This is a genomic window from Nocardia sp. NPDC050710, assembly GCF_040654375.1.
GTDB lineage: Bacteria > Actinomycetota > Actinomycetes > Mycobacteriales > Mycobacteriaceae > Nocardia.
This window is the reverse complement of record NZ_JBFAHV010000001.1, coordinates 638,208-651,890: the sequence shown is the minus strand read 5'-3', so window position 1 is coordinate 651,890 and position 13,683 is coordinate 638,208. Positions and strand designations below refer to the sequence as shown.

The 13,683-nt window shown below is 68.9% G+C and carries 14 protein-coding genes; 3 read left to right on the top strand and 11 right to left on the bottom strand.

Annotated features, from left to right (window positions below; genetic code table 11):
• Positions 1 to 17 precede the first annotated feature (17 nt).
• The gene (locus AB0H61_RS02980; RefSeq protein WP_357299826.1) at positions 18 to 596 is read left to right on the top strand and encodes an adenine phosphoribosyltransferase; all 579 of its coding nucleotides are present in this window, start codon (positions 18 to 20) and stop codon (positions 594 to 596) included.
• On the opposite strand, the gene AB0H61_RS02975 is transcribed toward AB0H61_RS02980, so the two are convergent.
• Positions 593 to 1,558 carry a hypothetical protein gene (locus AB0H61_RS02975; RefSeq protein WP_357298461.1) on the bottom strand — a complete coding sequence of 322 codons (966 nt, stop codon included), beginning with the start codon at positions 1,556 to 1,558 and terminating at the stop codon, positions 593 to 595. The two genes, AB0H61_RS02980 and AB0H61_RS02975, sit on opposite strands and share 4 nt — an antisense overlap.
• A 91-nt stretch (positions 1,559 to 1,649) precedes the next feature.
• Between AB0H61_RS02975 and AB0H61_RS02970 the strand changes: the two genes are divergently transcribed.
• Both AB0H61_RS02970 and AB0H61_RS02965 read left to right on the top strand, forming a co-directional pair.
• Positions 1,650 to 2,261 carry a DUF4291 domain-containing protein gene (locus AB0H61_RS02970; RefSeq protein ID WP_357298458.1) on the top strand — a complete coding sequence of 204 codons (612 nt, stop codon included), beginning with the start codon at positions 1,650 to 1,652 and terminating at the stop codon, positions 2,259 to 2,261.
• Positions 2,262 to 2,446: 185 nt separating this feature from the next.
• Positions 2,447 to 4,024, top strand: coding sequence for an ATP-binding cassette domain-containing protein (locus tag AB0H61_RS02965; RefSeq protein ID WP_357298455.1), 1,578 nt, complete (start codon positions 2,447 to 2,449; stop codon positions 4,022 to 4,024).
• Positions 4,025 to 4,067: 43 nt separating this feature from the next.
• Here AB0H61_RS02965 and AB0H61_RS02960 read toward each other — a convergent pair whose 3' ends face one another.
• The 10 genes from AB0H61_RS02960 to AB0H61_RS02915 all read right to left on the bottom strand — a co-directional run bounded on the left by AB0H61_RS02960 (position 4,068) and on the right by AB0H61_RS02915 (position 13,640).
• Entirely contained in the window at positions 4,068 to 4,811 is a 744-nt protein-coding gene (locus AB0H61_RS02960) for a hypothetical protein (RefSeq protein WP_357298452.1), read from the bottom strand.
• Positions 4,812 to 4,982: 171 nt separating this feature from the next.
• Positions 4,983 to 6,164, bottom strand: a complete 1,182-nt coding sequence (locus AB0H61_RS02955) for an acyl-CoA dehydrogenase family protein (RefSeq protein WP_357298450.1) — start codon at positions 6,162 to 6,164, stop codon at positions 4,983 to 4,985.
• A 12-nt stretch (positions 6,165 to 6,176) separates the two neighbouring features.
• Positions 6,177 to 7,532 carry an FAD-binding oxidoreductase gene (locus AB0H61_RS02950; RefSeq protein ID WP_357298448.1) on the bottom strand — a complete coding sequence of 452 codons (1,356 nt, stop codon included), beginning with the start codon at positions 7,530 to 7,532 and terminating at the stop codon, positions 6,177 to 6,179.
• Positions 7,532 to 7,744, bottom strand: coding sequence for a hypothetical protein (locus AB0H61_RS02945; protein ID WP_357298445.1), 213 nt, complete (start codon positions 7,742 to 7,744; stop codon positions 7,532 to 7,534). The genes AB0H61_RS02950 and AB0H61_RS02945 overlap by 1 nt, the downstream gene beginning before the upstream one ends.
• Positions 7,741 to 8,064, bottom strand: a complete 324-nt coding sequence (locus AB0H61_RS02940; RefSeq protein WP_357298442.1) for a hypothetical protein — start codon at positions 8,062 to 8,064, stop codon at positions 7,741 to 7,743. The genes AB0H61_RS02945 and AB0H61_RS02940 overlap by 4 nt, the downstream gene beginning before the upstream one ends.
• Positions 8,061 to 9,359, bottom strand: a complete 1,299-nt coding sequence (locus tag AB0H61_RS02935) for an ATP-grasp domain-containing protein (RefSeq protein ID WP_357298439.1) — start codon at positions 9,357 to 9,359, stop codon at positions 8,061 to 8,063. The genes AB0H61_RS02940 and AB0H61_RS02935 overlap by 4 nt, the downstream gene beginning before the upstream one ends.
• Positions 9,360 to 9,378: 19 nt before the next feature.
• A complete protein-coding gene (locus AB0H61_RS02930) occupies positions 9,379 to 10,425 on the bottom strand; it encodes an FAD-binding oxidoreductase (protein WP_357298437.1) in 1,047 nt (348 codons plus the stop codon).
• 1 nt (position 10,426) lies between these two features.
• Positions 10,427 to 11,974: a class I tRNA ligase family protein gene (locus AB0H61_RS02925; RefSeq protein ID WP_357298435.1), complete on the bottom strand. Its 1,548-nt coding sequence runs from the start codon at positions 11,972 to 11,974 to the stop codon at positions 10,427 to 10,429.
• The gene (locus AB0H61_RS02920) at positions 11,971 to 12,348 is read right to left on the bottom strand and encodes a cupin domain-containing protein (protein WP_357298433.1); all 378 of its coding nucleotides are present in this window, start codon (positions 12,346 to 12,348) and stop codon (positions 11,971 to 11,973) included. Before AB0H61_RS02920 ends, AB0H61_RS02925 begins: the two co-directional genes overlap by 4 nt.
• Positions 12,345 to 13,640 (bottom strand): SidA/IucD/PvdA family monooxygenase, encoded by a 1,296-nt coding sequence (locus AB0H61_RS02915; RefSeq protein ID WP_357298431.1) that lies wholly within the window; start codon positions 13,638 to 13,640, stop codon positions 12,345 to 12,347. Before AB0H61_RS02915 ends, AB0H61_RS02920 begins: the two co-directional genes overlap by 4 nt.
• Positions 13,641 to 13,683 lie beyond the last annotated feature (43 nt).

The following is a 13,683-nucleotide window of genomic DNA, read 5'->3' as shown; positions in this document are numbered from 1 at the left end:
ACGATGGAGAGGTGTCGATGAGCAAGCACGCGGCGATCGAATCCGACAATGTAGTCGCCGAGCGGACCGCGAAGGCGGCCGAACAGATCGAACGCCTGACCAGGTGGCGTGATGATTTCCCGACTCCCGGTGTGCGTTTTGCGGATCTCACCCCCGTCTTCGCCGACCCCGAGGGCTTCCGATCGGTTATCGATTGCCTCGCCGCCTGCGCCCCCGACGCCGATCTGGTCGCGGGTGTCGACGCCCGAGGCTTCCTGCTCGGCGCGGGCGTGGCCGCCACTCTCGGTACCGGCGTGCTCGCCGTGCGCAAGGCGGGCAAGCTACCCCCGCCGGTCCTGACCCGCGAATACAGCCTCGAGTACGGCACCGCCGCGCTGGAGATCCCCGGCGACGGCGTCGACCTCGCCGGCCGCCGTATCCTGCTGCTCGACGATGTGCTCGCCACCGGCGGCACCCTCGCCGCGGCCGCCGAACTGTTCACCCAGGCGGGTGCCGAAATCGTCTCCGCCGCAGTCGTTCTCGAACTCACCTTCCTCGGCGGTCGTGCCCGTCAGGGTGACTACCCACTGACCTCGATCATCCAGGTCCAGGGCTAGCGGCAGGCGTCGAATTCGATCCGGAGGCGGCGCTGCAGGGCGACGGCCTCCGGGGTGTAGTAGCGCTCCGGGTTCTGTTCTCCTGCCGTGTTGCTGCCGTAGTCGCAGCCCGCGACGTGCACCAGGCCGCTGAATTGAGGGCCGGAGCGGTCGCCGCCGTTCCAGGCCCAGCGCAGGTACATCGGGTGGTCGCGGGTCGGCCGGACGGCGGTGATGGTGGCCGTGAGATCCTCGTACGCGGACTTGGGTGCGCGGACGCCGGCGGCCAGATTCCAGAGATGCCCGTTCCTGATGTCGACGGCGGTCACCTGGATCGGAAGTCCGGACAGCTGCTGGCGGATCCGCTGCTCACGGGCCGCGTCGAACGGGAAGTCGACGGTCCACAGCGGCTCGGCTCCGGTCTCCGCCACGGTCAGTTGCAGCGGTTCGGTCGCCAATTCGGTGCGCACCGCCGCCACCGCATCCGCCGTATTCGGCGCCGATCGAATGTCGACGTACGAGGCGGCCGAGGTATGGAACCAGCTGACCCGCGCGCCGGGGAGGGCCGCACCGACCAGCCGGAGCCGTCGTGCGTCGGCGGCGATGGCAGCGGGATCCAATTCGGCGGCCCGCTTCACCGTGATGCGCTCGCCGACCACGAATTCCGCTGTCTGGCTGTACTTTTCGAAGTCGCGCTGCTTGATGTCGTTGATTCGGGTCGCCACATCGGAGATCTGTGCCTCGGAGGCGTGCGGCATGGTGACGGTCAGGTCGAGGACCGAGCCGTGGGTGATGTCGTTGGCATAGCTCGCCGAGTAGCTCTCCACCCCGGGCATGGCGCGGATCGCGGTCGCCAGCCGGTCGACCTCGGTCTTGCGGCCCGGGGCCCCGGCACACGCGGTCGCCAGCAGCGCCACCGCGAGGATGACGCACACCGCGGACAGACACCCGGTCGCCACGGACCGGGAGGCGAGACCGTTCATCCGCTGTATTACAACATCGCGCGACGGCCGGATACGGTAGCGGCACGAAACTCCGTTGCCGTCACGCCGGTCGCGCTGCCACGATCGGCCGATGAGTGTAATCCCGCCGCGCGAGATCAGGGCGCGGTTCGACGACGAGACCATCGTGGTCTACCAGGCATACTCGCCGCATATCGCGGATCCCGCGGTCGCCGCCGGAACCTTTGTGGCGCCGTTCAAACGGGAGCGTATGACCTGGATCAAACCCTCGTTCCGCTGGATGATGTACCGCTGCGGGTGGGCGACGAAACCGGGGCAGGAACGGGTGCTGGCGATCACGCTCCGGCGCAGCGGATTCGAAGCGGCGCTGGCCAGCGCGTGCCTGAGTCACTACGCCCCGAACACGCATGCGGATCGCGCCGAATGGGCGCGCCTACTGCGCACGAGTCCCGTTCGCGTCCAATGGGATCCCGAGCGCGACCTGCACCACCGACCGCTACCGCACCGATCGCTGCAGGTCGGGCTCGGCGGGGACGCGGTCGACAGCTATGTCGACGAGTGGATCGCCGGTATCAGCGATGTCACCGATACCGCTAGGGAGATCCATCGGTGGGTGGCGGCGGGTGATCTCGCGGCGGCGTCCGCGCTGCTGCCCGTGGAACGGCCGTATCCGCTGCCCGCCGAGGTCATGGCGGTGATCGAGGCGACGCCCGCGACAACGTGATGGGCCTCGACCGGGGCGAATCGCGGTGTGATCGGAATATCACTGGCCCGGTTGGCGGTGGTGTGTCTACTCTGGACGAGTCTTATCCCCGTTGATCGGAGTCATGCCGTTGCTCTCATGAGGTAGCGCCTTCGGGCGGCCCGCAGTCCGCGCGCCGCGTTTCCGTCGCGACCTCAGGGGTACACATGACCTATCTGTCTATTTCCGATATCACTTTCTCCTGGCCCGATGGCACCCCGGTCTTCGAGGGGCTCGGTGTCGCGGTCGGGTCCGGGCATATCGGCCTGGTCGGTAGCAATGGCGCGGGCAAGTCGACGCTGCTGCGGTTGATCGCCGGAGAGTTGACACCCGCCCGGGGGTGGGTGACCGCGTCGGGTCGGGTCGGCTACCTTCGGCAGGATCTCGGGTTGGCGCCGGGGCAGCGGGTGGATGCCGTCCTCGGCATCGCCGGGATCCGGAAGGCATTGCACCGCATCGAATCCGGGTCCGGTGACGAGCGCGACTTCGACATCGTCGGCAATGTCTGGGATGTGGAGGAACGCGCGGTAGCCCTGCTCGGCAGGCTGGGACTGCACTACCTGGCCGATTCGGCCGAGCAACTGGACCGCACGCTGGAGACACTCTCCGGTGGCGAGACCGTATTGCTGGGCGTGGTGGCCCAACTGCTGGCCGAACCCGAGGTGCTGCTGCTGGATGAGCCGACGAACAATCTGGATCAGCATGCGCGGGAACGGCTGTACGAGGTCCTCGCACAATTCTCCGGCACCGTGCTCACTGTCAGCCACGACCGGGAGCTGTTGGAGCGGACGGACACCATAGCGGAGCTGCGCCGAGGCGAACTCCGTTTGTTCGGCCGCAATTTCAGCGAGTACGAGCGGATTATCGAAGCCGAGCAGCACACCGCTCGCGCCGCGATCCGCGACGCCCGCGGTGACGTGCGCAAGCAGGCAAAGGAACTCGTCGAGGCCCGGATCAAATTGGATCGCAGGCAGCGCTACGGCAAGAAGATGTACGAGAACAAGCGGGAACCGAAGATCGTCATGGGAGCGCGCAAACGGGCCGCCGAGGTGTCGGCGGGCAAGCTGCGCAACAGCCACATCGAGAAGCTGGACACCGCCAAGGAACAACTCCAGCAGGCCGAGGAACTGCTGCGCGACGACAGGGAGATCCGCGTCGAACTACCCGGCACCCGGTTGTACCCGGGGCAGGACGTCATCGACCTCGACGACGTGCGGCTGGCCTGCGGTCCCACGGTCTCGCTGCTGGTCACCGGGCCGGAGCGGATCGCCCTCACCGGCCGCAACGGCGTGGGTAAGACCACGCTGCTGCGCCGGATCGCGCAGGCGCCGCCGAAGGTGCCGTGGCGCATGCTCCCACAGCGCCTCGACATCTTCGACGAGCGGCGTACGGTCTTCGAGAATGTCGCGGCGACGGCACCGCAGGCGTCCGCGGAACAGATCCGAGCCCAGTTGGCCCGCTTCCTGTTTCGCGGCGCCGATGCCGATGTCGGGGCCGCCGCACTCTCCGGCGGCGAACGCCTTCGCGCGGCGCTGGCCATGCTGCTGCTCGCCGATCCGGCTCCGCGTCTGCTGCTGCTCGACGAACCCACCAATAACCTCGACCTGCCCAGTCTGGAGCATCTCACCCAGGCCCTGGCCGGTTTCGAGGGCGCGCTCCTCGTGGTCAGCCACGATCCGCGCTTCCTCGACGAGATCGGGGTGACCCGTCACCTGGAGCTCACCCCCGACGGGTTGGTCGAGTAGCCGCCGCGTCGGCTCGGATGCGCTCGACCGGCTCGCGGGCCGGTCAGAATTCGCGGACTGGCAGGGCGAGGGTGTCGAAGGCCGCGTCGAGGAAGTCGTCGGGCAGTCCGGTGCCGGCCCAGGTCCAGTCGGGTGGGCTGACGGCCTCGGCGACCTCCTCGACCGCCCAGCCCGCGCGGTCCGGGTCGTCCATCGGGATACGCAGGGCGATCACCGCCCAGGTGGTGAGTTCATCGATGCCGAGGTACTGCCACCATTCGGCGTCGCTCCAACCGAGCCGCTCGGTCGCATGCTCGGTCCAGGCCGCGCGATACAGCAGGGTGAGCGCGGTGCGTGGGTCGGCCTCCGCGGCGGTGACGGCCGCGCGGACGGTGCGCACCAGCCGCAGTTCCTGCGAGCGCGGGTGGCGCGCGAAGAAGGCCAGATTGTCGCGCAGGGTGGCGCGAAAGGCGCGGCCCCGCCCGAGATTCCAGCGTTCCGGCGGTGCCCAGAGTCGCCCCGGTCCGTCGCCGAGTCCGGCGGCTCGCGCCCGGATCGCGATATCGCCGAGGACGGCGTCGCGCCAGCCGAGCCCGTAGGCGGCCTGCGCGGCGACGATGGCGTGTACCTGCTCGTCGGTCGCCGGACCGTCCAGCAGCGCCGCATCACATTCGCCCCAGAGTGGGACCAGCGCCGCCATCACGGCCTGCCGACATTGCGCATCGAGCTCGCGTCGGGGAATGTCGGTCCATGGCAGCAACGCCAGGTAGGTCCGGTCCCACAGTTCTCGCACCGCTGAATTGTTCACTACCGCTTCCGTGATTTGTTAATCCGCCGCCCGAGCGACTCAATAGTGCTGGTACACGAGATTTTTCGGAGCGAGTGGGACGATACCGGAAGGTTGCGGCCGGGTGCGCGGTTTCGGTGCGGGTCGCCGCATCCGGCCGGTTCGGGGCCTCCGAACCGGCCGGATGAGCGGCTATCGGACGAGTCCGAGGCAGAGTTTGAAGGCGGGGGTGCCGCCCATCAGGTAGGCGCCCGCGGATTGCAGGATGCGGTCCTGGGCGACAATGTGCTGGCACATGGTGTTGGTGTCGCGCAGCCAGCGGTCCAGCGGGGACGGCCGGTAGATGGCGGAGGTCTGCCGCAGGTCGTAGAGCCTGCCCACGATCGAGCGGGCGGTGCGGAAGGCGTGCAGGCGGGAAAGCGGCAGCGCGGCACGCTCGTTCGGGGTCAGGTCGTCGAGTGTGCCCGGGCCGTCGAGGATCTCCCATTGCCTGCGCAGGGCGGCGTACACCCCGGAGCGGGTGGCATGCAGGTCCGCCTCGCATTCGGCGATGGTCACCTGGACCCGGTAATCGTCTGCCTTGCCCGCGGATTCGGCGCGGGCGTAGTCCAGCGCCGCCCTGGCGACGCCGAGCGGCACCGCGGGCATATTCCGCATATGCACCTCCGGCTGCGCCAGCGGACCGGATTCGCCTCGGACGACGCCGAATTCGAGGGTGTGCTGCTCGGGCACGAAGACGTCGGCGATGCGGTAGTCGCAGCTGCCGCTGCCCGCCAGGCCGGTCGTATGCCAGGTGTCGATGATCTCGACCCGGTCGCGCGGCACCAGGAACAGCCGGGAATCGGGCGCGCCCGAGGCATCGCGTTCCGGTTCGCCGTCACGCTGGATGAAAGCCCCGGACACCACCCAATCGGCGTGGGTGATCCCACTGCCGAATTGCCAGCGCCCGGTGAGCCGGAACCCGCCGGGCACCCGCTCGGCCCGGCCGGTGGGGAACAGCAGGCCCGCGGTCGCCATATCCAGGCTCGGGAACATTTCCTTCGCGACCGATTCCTCGAGGAACCGGGCGTAGAGCCCGGTGTCGGAACCGATCATGGCGCACCAGCCCACCGAGGCGTCACCATAGGCCAGCGCCTCCACCACCTCGGTCTGCTCGATCGAGGTCAGCTCGGGGCCGCCCCAGCTGCGCGCGAAGGCCATCCGGAAGACCCCGGCATCGCGCAGCTGCTCCACGATATCGGCGGGCAACCTGCGAGCCTGTTCGATTTCCGCGGAGCGTTCCCGCAGTCGAGGCGCGAGTGCTTGTGCGCGAGCGATAATTTCGGCGCCCGCGCCGGGCAGTGGTGCGGTGCGGGGTTCGTCGACGAGGGTCATCCTCGGGTCTCCTTATGTGAGCGGGGTGATCGCCTGGGGGAAGCGGAAGAAGCCGTCGGGATCGTGACGGTGTTTGATACGCGCCAGGCGCGGGTGGTTCGCGCCGTAGTAGGCGGACAGGTCGGTGAGGGCGGGGTCGGTGAAATTCACGTAGGCGGCGTCGGTCGCGTACGAGCCGAGTTCTTCGTGCACGCCGTCGAGCCATTCGAGGTTGCACCAGATGGTCTGGGCCGGATCCGTGCTGCTCCACGAGGTATCCATGGAGATCAGGAACAGGGTGTCGCGGTGTGGAAAGGCGGTGTCGGCGGTGGGGATTCGGTTGATCGCACCGCCCCAGGTGAACAGCGCGACACCGGCGCCGTCAGGGTTGGCGCTACCCGGCCAGCGGTCGACCGCATCCACGATGGCCTCGATACCGCCTTCGGCCAGCGGTTTCGGGGTGCATCGGGTGCGGACCGCGAACGGGTCGCCCGAGGTCTCGTGGTGCAGATAGTCTTTCGCATCCCAGTAGTCGCGGTCGGCGATCTCGACGCGCTCGGGATCGGCGACGGCCAGTGCGGGAGCGAGCATTTCGCGCAATTCGGCGGCGGGCCCGAGATGCTGGCCGATGACCGAGACGACGCCGGGCTCGGTGCCTGCGCGGCTCGCGCCGATGCGGGCCGCGAATTCGTCCGGCGCGGTGGCCATGATGTCCTGCATGACCGCGAGTACCGGCCGGGCGTGGCGCCACCGCCACAGCAGCAGGCAGGTGGAACTCGGTACCGGGGTGCGGGCCTGGAAGGTGAACGAGGTGTTCACGCCGAAGTTTCCGCCGCCGCCGCCGCGGCAGGCCCAGAACAGGTCGGCGTTATCGGTGGCGTCGCAGCTCCGGGTGCTGCCGTCGGCCAGCACGATCTCGGTCCGCACCAGCGCGTCGCTGGTGAGTCCGAAGGCGCGCGACACCGCGGCCACACCGCCTCCGAGGACCAGCCCGCCGACGCCCACGTCATTGGAGTTGCCGAGCGGAATCGCCAGATCGTGCTGCTGTAGCGCGGCATACAGCGCGCCGCTGCGGACGCCGCCGCCCACCGTCACCAGCCCGGTCGCGGTATCGATGTGGATCTCGTCCAGTCCACTCAGATCCAGCACCATGCCGGATCCGACCGAGTGGCCCGCGTAGCTGTGCCCGCCGCCGCGGGCGACCAGCGGAACCTCCGCGTCCCTGGCCCAGCCGATTGCGCGCGCCACATCGACGTGGTCACGCGGCGATACCACCACGGCGGGACGGACATCGGCGTAGCGCTTGTTGAACGGCGCGGTCGCGGCGTCGAATCCCGGGTCGCCGAGGTAACGCACGCGGCCGCGGACAAGCTGTTCGAGACTCTGCATCAGGTCCCCTCGTGCCCGCGGGTCGGCGGATAGTCGAGCAGATCGGGGGTGGCACGACCAAGCACCGCCCAGCGGCGGTCGGTGCCGGGGGTGCGGCGGTCCGCGATCCGCTCGGCGGGTCGTGGTGTCGCGCAACCATTTTCGGCGGGCCCGCCGACCGAGTTCGGTGCGATCCAGAGACGCTCGCGGTACCGGCGCAGCAGCTGATTCACCGGACCTCCTCGAGATAGGAGATTCCGGTGGCCGCGTTCGGCCCGTACCGCTCCCATTCCTCGCGCAGCCGCAGCACACCCGCTTCGGTGTGCTCCGGCTCGGAACGGGTGATGCCGGAAATGATTTCGCCGCCGTGCAGCACCATGGTGTACGCCAGCCGCAGCACGCCGTCGGCGTCGCAGGTGCCGTTGAGCGAGCCGCGGCGCACCTTGCCGCCCGCGAAGTGCGCCCATACCAGGTCTCCGGTCTGGTAGTACACGGCGACGACGCCGTCGTCGCCGTCGGGGTTGCGGAAGCGGCGGCCGTTGTAGTCGATCATTTGTCGGCGTCCAGCAATCCGGCGGGCAGGGTGAAGGTCGAGCCCGGCGCGAGCGGCTCCAGCGGTTCGCCGACCAACTCGACCGACGCGGCTGCCGCCTTGAGCAATTCGGCGCAGCGCGGGGCGTCGGAAGCCTCACAGACCACGAACGAGTGCCGGGCGATATAGCCGCCGGGCGGCAGTCGCAGCTCGGCGCCCGGCTCGACCATGACCGCCGCGGTGACGAGACCCGGTGCGTGCTCGGGGACCGTCACCGAGCGCACCACGCAATCCTGTTCGGGATAGCCGAATCGGATGCCCGCGGCCGCGCGCCGCAGGGCGGTGGTCGCGGGCCGGTGCCCGGTCGCGACGTCGACGAGTACCTCGCCGGGGTCGATGCCGGTGGCGATCTTGCCGAGGAAGGGGATCAGGTCGCCGCCGAGCCTGCCGTTGACCTCGATGATGAGCGGGCCGCGCGCGGTGAGCCGCACCTCGGTGTGGGTGATGCCGTTGTCCACCCCGAGTTCCCGATGTGCCCGTGCCAGGGTGTCCAGCAGGGTCTCGTCGCCGAGCAGCGGATCGGCGCCGTCCACCATGTGGCCGACCTCTTCGAAATACGGCTCCATCCCGGTGCGTTTGCGCGCCAGGAACATCGGCAGATATTCGCCCTTGTACACCGCGGCGTCGATGCTGATTTCAGGACCGACCGCGAACTCCTCGACAATGGCGGTGCCGCGGAAGGGTTCGTCGCCGATGGTGCTTGCGCCGGTCGCGGTGGCGAAGGCGGCGTCGAGTTCGTCGCGGTCCGCGGCCTTGACGACACCCATGCTGGCGCCGAGCGCCTGCGGCTTGACCACCACGGGATAGCCGATGCGCTCGGCGGCGGCCCGTGCCTGCTCCAGCGTGCTGGTCAGTTCGAAGCGAGGCTGCACCAAGCCCGTCGCGGTGAGGACCGCACGGGTGCGGTTCTTGTCGCGACAGCCGCGCACCCCGATCGCGGTGAGTCCGGGCACGCCGAACTCATCGGCCATATCGGCGGCGGGCTGCACCAGCGGCTCGTCCCAGCACAGCACCCCCACCACGTGGCGCCGGGCGGCGACTTTACGCGCCTCGGCGGCCAGGATCTGGTGGTCGAACAGGTTCGCGACCACGATCTCATCGAAATAGGGGTGCTGCCAGGTGGGTTCGATATTGTTGATCAGCACCAGATCCAGACCGCGCGAGCGCGCCCGGGCGGCAACGGATTCGACGAGGTATTCGCGATACAGCTCGAGTCCGCTGCCGATGGCGAGCAGAACGTCGTTGGGGGTGTTCATGATTGGTGTTCCTCCGGCATCAGGCGGCCAGCCCGGCGGCGGCCGCGAGTTCGACGATGTGATCGGCGACCAGTGGCGCGGTGCGGAATCCGTCGCCGCCGGTGGCGGCGCGGGCCCAGACCGCGGGTCCCGGTTGCGCGAGTGCGGCGCCGCCGGTCACGGCGTCGACGCTGTAGTGGCACTGCTTGACGGCGGCGATCCGGTACCGATGCGGTTCGGTGAGGATGCGGTCGACGTACTGCCGTGCGATGGCGCGGGTGTCGTCGGTTTCGGCGAAAGTGTCGACCGGGCGGCACAATTCGGATGAGCTGAGTTTGAGCAGCGTGCCCGCCCCCGGCGGCATGAGCCAGCCGGTGCCGTCCGCGCCGATGCGTCCGGCGCTGGGCGCCTGCTCCCACCATTCGGACAGTTCCGCGGGCGGGCGCAGATAGACGGTGGTCTGGCGATGCAGTACCGTCGGCGCCTCGACCAGGTCCCGGGTCCAGGCGCCGGTGGCCAACAGCACCAGATCGCCGCCGAGATCCGTGCCGTCGTGCAGCGTGAGCCTGCCGGCATCGGCGTCGACGCCGACCACGGTGCACCACGGCCGCAGCGTGACCGCGGGATGGGCGCGCAGCCAGCGACCCGCGGCATGCAGCACCCGCTCCGCGAGCAGCACCCCGGCCTCCGGTTCGTGGATCCCGAGATGCCGGTCCGGCAGCACGATATGCGGCAGGGCCTTCGGTGGCAGCAGGGCGAGTGGCAGCTCTGCCCGGGCGGCCACCTCGAATGCGGCGTCGACGAGGTCTGCGGGCCATGCGGTGACCACCCCGATCCGGCGGTAGAACTCCCCGCCCAGCAGTGCCTGTAGCCGCAGCCAATGCCGGTGCAGCGCGGCGGCGGCCCGGGTGGCGGCGGGATCGCCCGGCGCCAGGGCGCGTACCGCCCGGTGTTGGTCGAACGAGCCCGCCGCCGGATTCGGGATCGGCCCCCGGTCCAGCAGCGTGACCCGATGCCCGGCCCTGGCGCAGCGCACCGCGGTGATGAGCCCGGTGACCCCGGCGCCCGCGATCAGGACCCTGCTCATCTCAGACCTCGACCGGTTGCAGCCGCGGCAGCCGTACCGGCTCGATGACGGTGCGGCGGGCCACCTCTCGCAGATCGGTGCCGGGCAGCATGTCGCTGCCCGCCAGCGCGGTGGCGGCCAGGTCGATGAGAATCGGTGCGGCGCAGCGCACCAGCACATCGATCTGGTGGCAGAAGTCGCCGCCCTCGGTGACTGTCATCCGGTCCAGCCTGGCCAGCTGCTGGGTAAGTGTCTCGGTCGCCCGGTGCAGGCTGAAACCGGGCAGCTCGTAGGCCACGCGGAAACGGTCCACCACGCGCAGCGCGTCGGCCCGGCCCCGCTCCGAGATCGGCAGCGTACCGCGCCAGACCCAGGCATCCGCCTTGGCGGCTACCCGATTCCACGGCTCGACCAACCTGGTGCGGGTGAGCGCGACCAGTTCTTCCCGGCTGAAGCTGGTGCGCTGCAACTCCGGACTGTTCGAGGCCAGGTGGAAGCGAATCAGATCGCGCGGAACCTGCGTCGCCAGGTCACGGCCCCAGACCAGGTGACCGCGACTGGTGGAGAACTTCTCGTGCCGCAGCTCGTAGAACTCGTTGGTGAGGAACAGGTTCGGGAGCGCGTAGTCCTCGCCGAGCGCCAGCAGCATGGCGAGCCCGGAGATCGCGAAGGGATGGATATTGTCGATGCCGAGGAAGTAGACGACCCGCGCGTGCGCGTCGGTGCGTAACAGCGCGTCCTCCGAACCCGGCTCCAGCCCACGGTTTTCGGCCGCGAGCAGCGCGCAGTACATCGTCCAGGCGACCGGCTCGGCATTCGGATTGATCACCTGGCCGGGCAATTCCGGCGCCGGGATACCCCAGCCGATCGGATAGGTGACCGGGAAATCCGGCAGTGGCTGGGCCAGCAGCTCGTCCAGCACCTGCGCGGCATGCGGGCGCAGCACCCCCGCGGCATCGGCGAAATGGGCGCGCAGCCGCTGCCGATACCGCTCCAGCGGCAGTACGAGCACCTCCACCTCACGGATCTCGAGTACATCCTCGGGATCCCGAGTCGACCGCGGGTCGAGCAGTTCGCCCGCTGTCACCGCGTGCCCGCAGCTTTCGCACAGACCGGCGCAGCTGTCGGCCAGGCAGACCGGGCAGGTGCCCGCGACGTGTCCGTCGACCAGGTATTCGCCGGTGCGCGTCGAATAGGGGAACGGCATGGGGCGCAACCGCACCGCGCCCTTGGCGCGCAGGTCGGCGACGACCCGGGTGACGAAGGAGGTGAACCGTTCCTCCCACCCCGTGAACGCGTCGACGGCGATGCCGAGTGCGGCCAGTGTCGCCTCGACTTCCTTGGCCGAGCGTTCGACCAGGGCCTGGGCATCGATGCCGAGGCGATGCGCGGTGGTGGCGACATAGGTGGAGGTGTCCTGAACCCCGGTGCCGAACAACACTTCCCGCCCGGCGGACCGGGCGTAGCGGGTGTAGACGTCGGCGGCGAGGAAAGGTCCTGCCAGATGTCCCAGGTGCAGATCACCGTTCGCGGTCGGTGCGGGAGAGATGACAATGGTCGGACCGGTCATGACGATGCCTCGGTATTCGCGTGCCGGGCGGTGAAATTCGCCGACATGTCCGGGTCCCACCAGATGGCGTACCACTCGAAATCGGTGTCGCCCTCGTTGTGCACGTGGTGGGTGGTGCCCGGAATCAGGTGCGCCAGATCGCCCGCCGCGAATTCCCGGCGCTCGCCATCGACGTCGATGGTCGCGCGCCCCTTCATCGCGATGAACAGCTCGTATTCGTGATGGGCGTGCGCCGCGGAGATACCGCCGGGTGCCAGTACGCACCACGCGCCCTCGAATGGCGCGTTGAGTGCCTCCCACGGCAGCAGTCGCTCGGAGGCCACGCCATAGGCCTCGGTGAGATTGGCCCGGTCGAGCCTGCGAATCTCTGTCATGCCGTGCGGCTTTCCGGGAATACGCCGGTAGTGACGTGGCGGCGATCGAGGATGTCGTCGACGATGTCCTGGGAGCGGTGCGCCAGCACGCTGATCAGGGTGTCCGAGATGCCGTGCGTCGCCTCGTTGACGCCCTGCAGATAGACCGCGCCCCAGGCGGATTCGCCGAGCTCGAGGCGGTAGCGGCGGCTCACCTCGACATCGATGAGTCCGAGCCGGTCGGCGAGATCCCGCACGATCGCGGGCATCCGCTGTTCGTAGCCGGTGCCGAGCAGGACCACGTCGCAGCGCATCGGCTCGACCTTGCCGCTCTTGCGGTCGCGCAGCTCCAGCACCACCTCCTCGCCTTCCATCCGCGCGCCGACGACCTCGGTCATGGCACGGACCACCGAGCGCTCCCGGCCGAGCATCCGCTGCTGATAGAGCATCGAGTACAGCTCGTCGAGAAACGGCGGGGCCAGGCCCGCGTAGTTGGTGAGGTGGACCTCGTCGAGGATGCGACCGCGCACCTCGGCCTTGGAGTGATAGAACTCGTCGACGAAGGACGGGAAGAACAGTTCGTTGACGAACTTGCTGGTCTGGTAGTTCTGCAAGCCGATCGAGCGCATCACGATGGTCGGCGTGCTCCGCGGCAGGTCGGTGTGTACCGCCATGAACATCTCCGCGGCGCTCTGGGCGCCACCGATCACCACCGGACGCAGCGGGCGATCGGTCGGCATCTCGGCGATGCGGGTGCAGTACTGGGTGCTGTGGATCACCCGATCCGAAGGCAGCTTCCGGAAGACCTCGGGGATGTGCGGATCCCGTCCGGTTCCGATGACGAGATCGCGGCAGCCGATGGTGCTGCCGTCGGTGAGCGTGACGGTCCAGCCGGTCAGTCTGCCATCGCCGGTGCGCCGCGGTGCGATGCTCTCGCAGCGCGCGTCATAGCGCACCCGCACCCGCTCCAGCGAATGCGCGACCCACTGCTGGTACTCCGACAGTTCCCACCGATACGGGTTGAATGTGGAGAGGTTGACGAACTCGTCGAGGCGCTTGCGCTCGTGCAGGAAGTTCAAGAAGGAGAACCGACTGCGCGGGTTGCGCAGGGTGACAAGGTCTTTGAGGAACGACACCTGGCTGCGGGCCCAGGGGAGCAGCAGATTGCGCTGCCACTTGACGTCGGGGTGCTGTTCGAGCACCACCGTGTTCTCGGCCAGGCGCACCGCACCGGATTCCTCGAGCGCGACGGCCAGCGCGAGATTCGCGGGGCCGGCGCCGATCGCCAGGACGTCGACTTCGTGATCGATCACATTTCCACCTGAGTCTGGATTGGTCTGTCGGAGCTGGTCCGCT

Excerpts from the sequence above, each read along its gene's own strand:
- AB0H61_RS02980 (WP_357299826.1), top strand. The coding sequence starts at position 18 with ATGAGCAAGCACGCGGCGATCGAATCCGACAATGTAGTCGCCGAGCGG.
- AB0H61_RS02975 (WP_357298461.1), bottom strand. The coding sequence starts at position 1,558 with ATGAACGGTCTCGCCTCCCGGTCCGTGGCGACCGGGTGTCTGTCCGCG.
- AB0H61_RS02970 (WP_357298458.1), top strand. The coding sequence starts at position 1,650 with ATGAGTGTAATCCCGCCGCGCGAGATCAGGGCGCGGTTCGACGACGAG.
- AB0H61_RS02965 (WP_357298455.1), top strand. The coding sequence starts at position 2,447 with ATGACCTATCTGTCTATTTCCGATATCACTTTCTCCTGGCCCGATGGC.
- AB0H61_RS02955 (WP_357298450.1), bottom strand. The coding sequence starts at position 6,164 with ATGACCCTCGTCGACGAACCCCGCACCGCACCACTGCCCGGCGCGGGC.
- AB0H61_RS02950 (WP_357298448.1), bottom strand. The coding sequence starts at position 7,532 with ATGCAGAGTCTCGAACAGCTTGTCCGCGGCCGCGTGCGTTACCTCGGC.
- AB0H61_RS02940 (WP_357298442.1), bottom strand. The coding sequence starts at position 8,064 with ATGATCGACTACAACGGCCGCCGCTTCCGCAACCCCGACGGCGACGAC.
- AB0H61_RS02935 (WP_357298439.1), bottom strand. The coding sequence starts at position 9,359 with ATGAACACCCCCAACGACGTTCTGCTCGCCATCGGCAGCGGACTCGAG.
- AB0H61_RS02930 (WP_357298437.1), bottom strand. The coding sequence starts at position 10,425 with ATGAGCAGGGTCCTGATCGCGGGCGCCGGGGTCACCGGGCTCATCACC.
- AB0H61_RS02925 (WP_357298435.1), bottom strand. The coding sequence starts at position 11,974 with ATGACCGGTCCGACCATTGTCATCTCTCCCGCACCGACCGCGAACGGT.
- AB0H61_RS02920 (WP_357298433.1), bottom strand. The coding sequence starts at position 12,348 with ATGACAGAGATTCGCAGGCTCGACCGGGCCAATCTCACCGAGGCCTAT.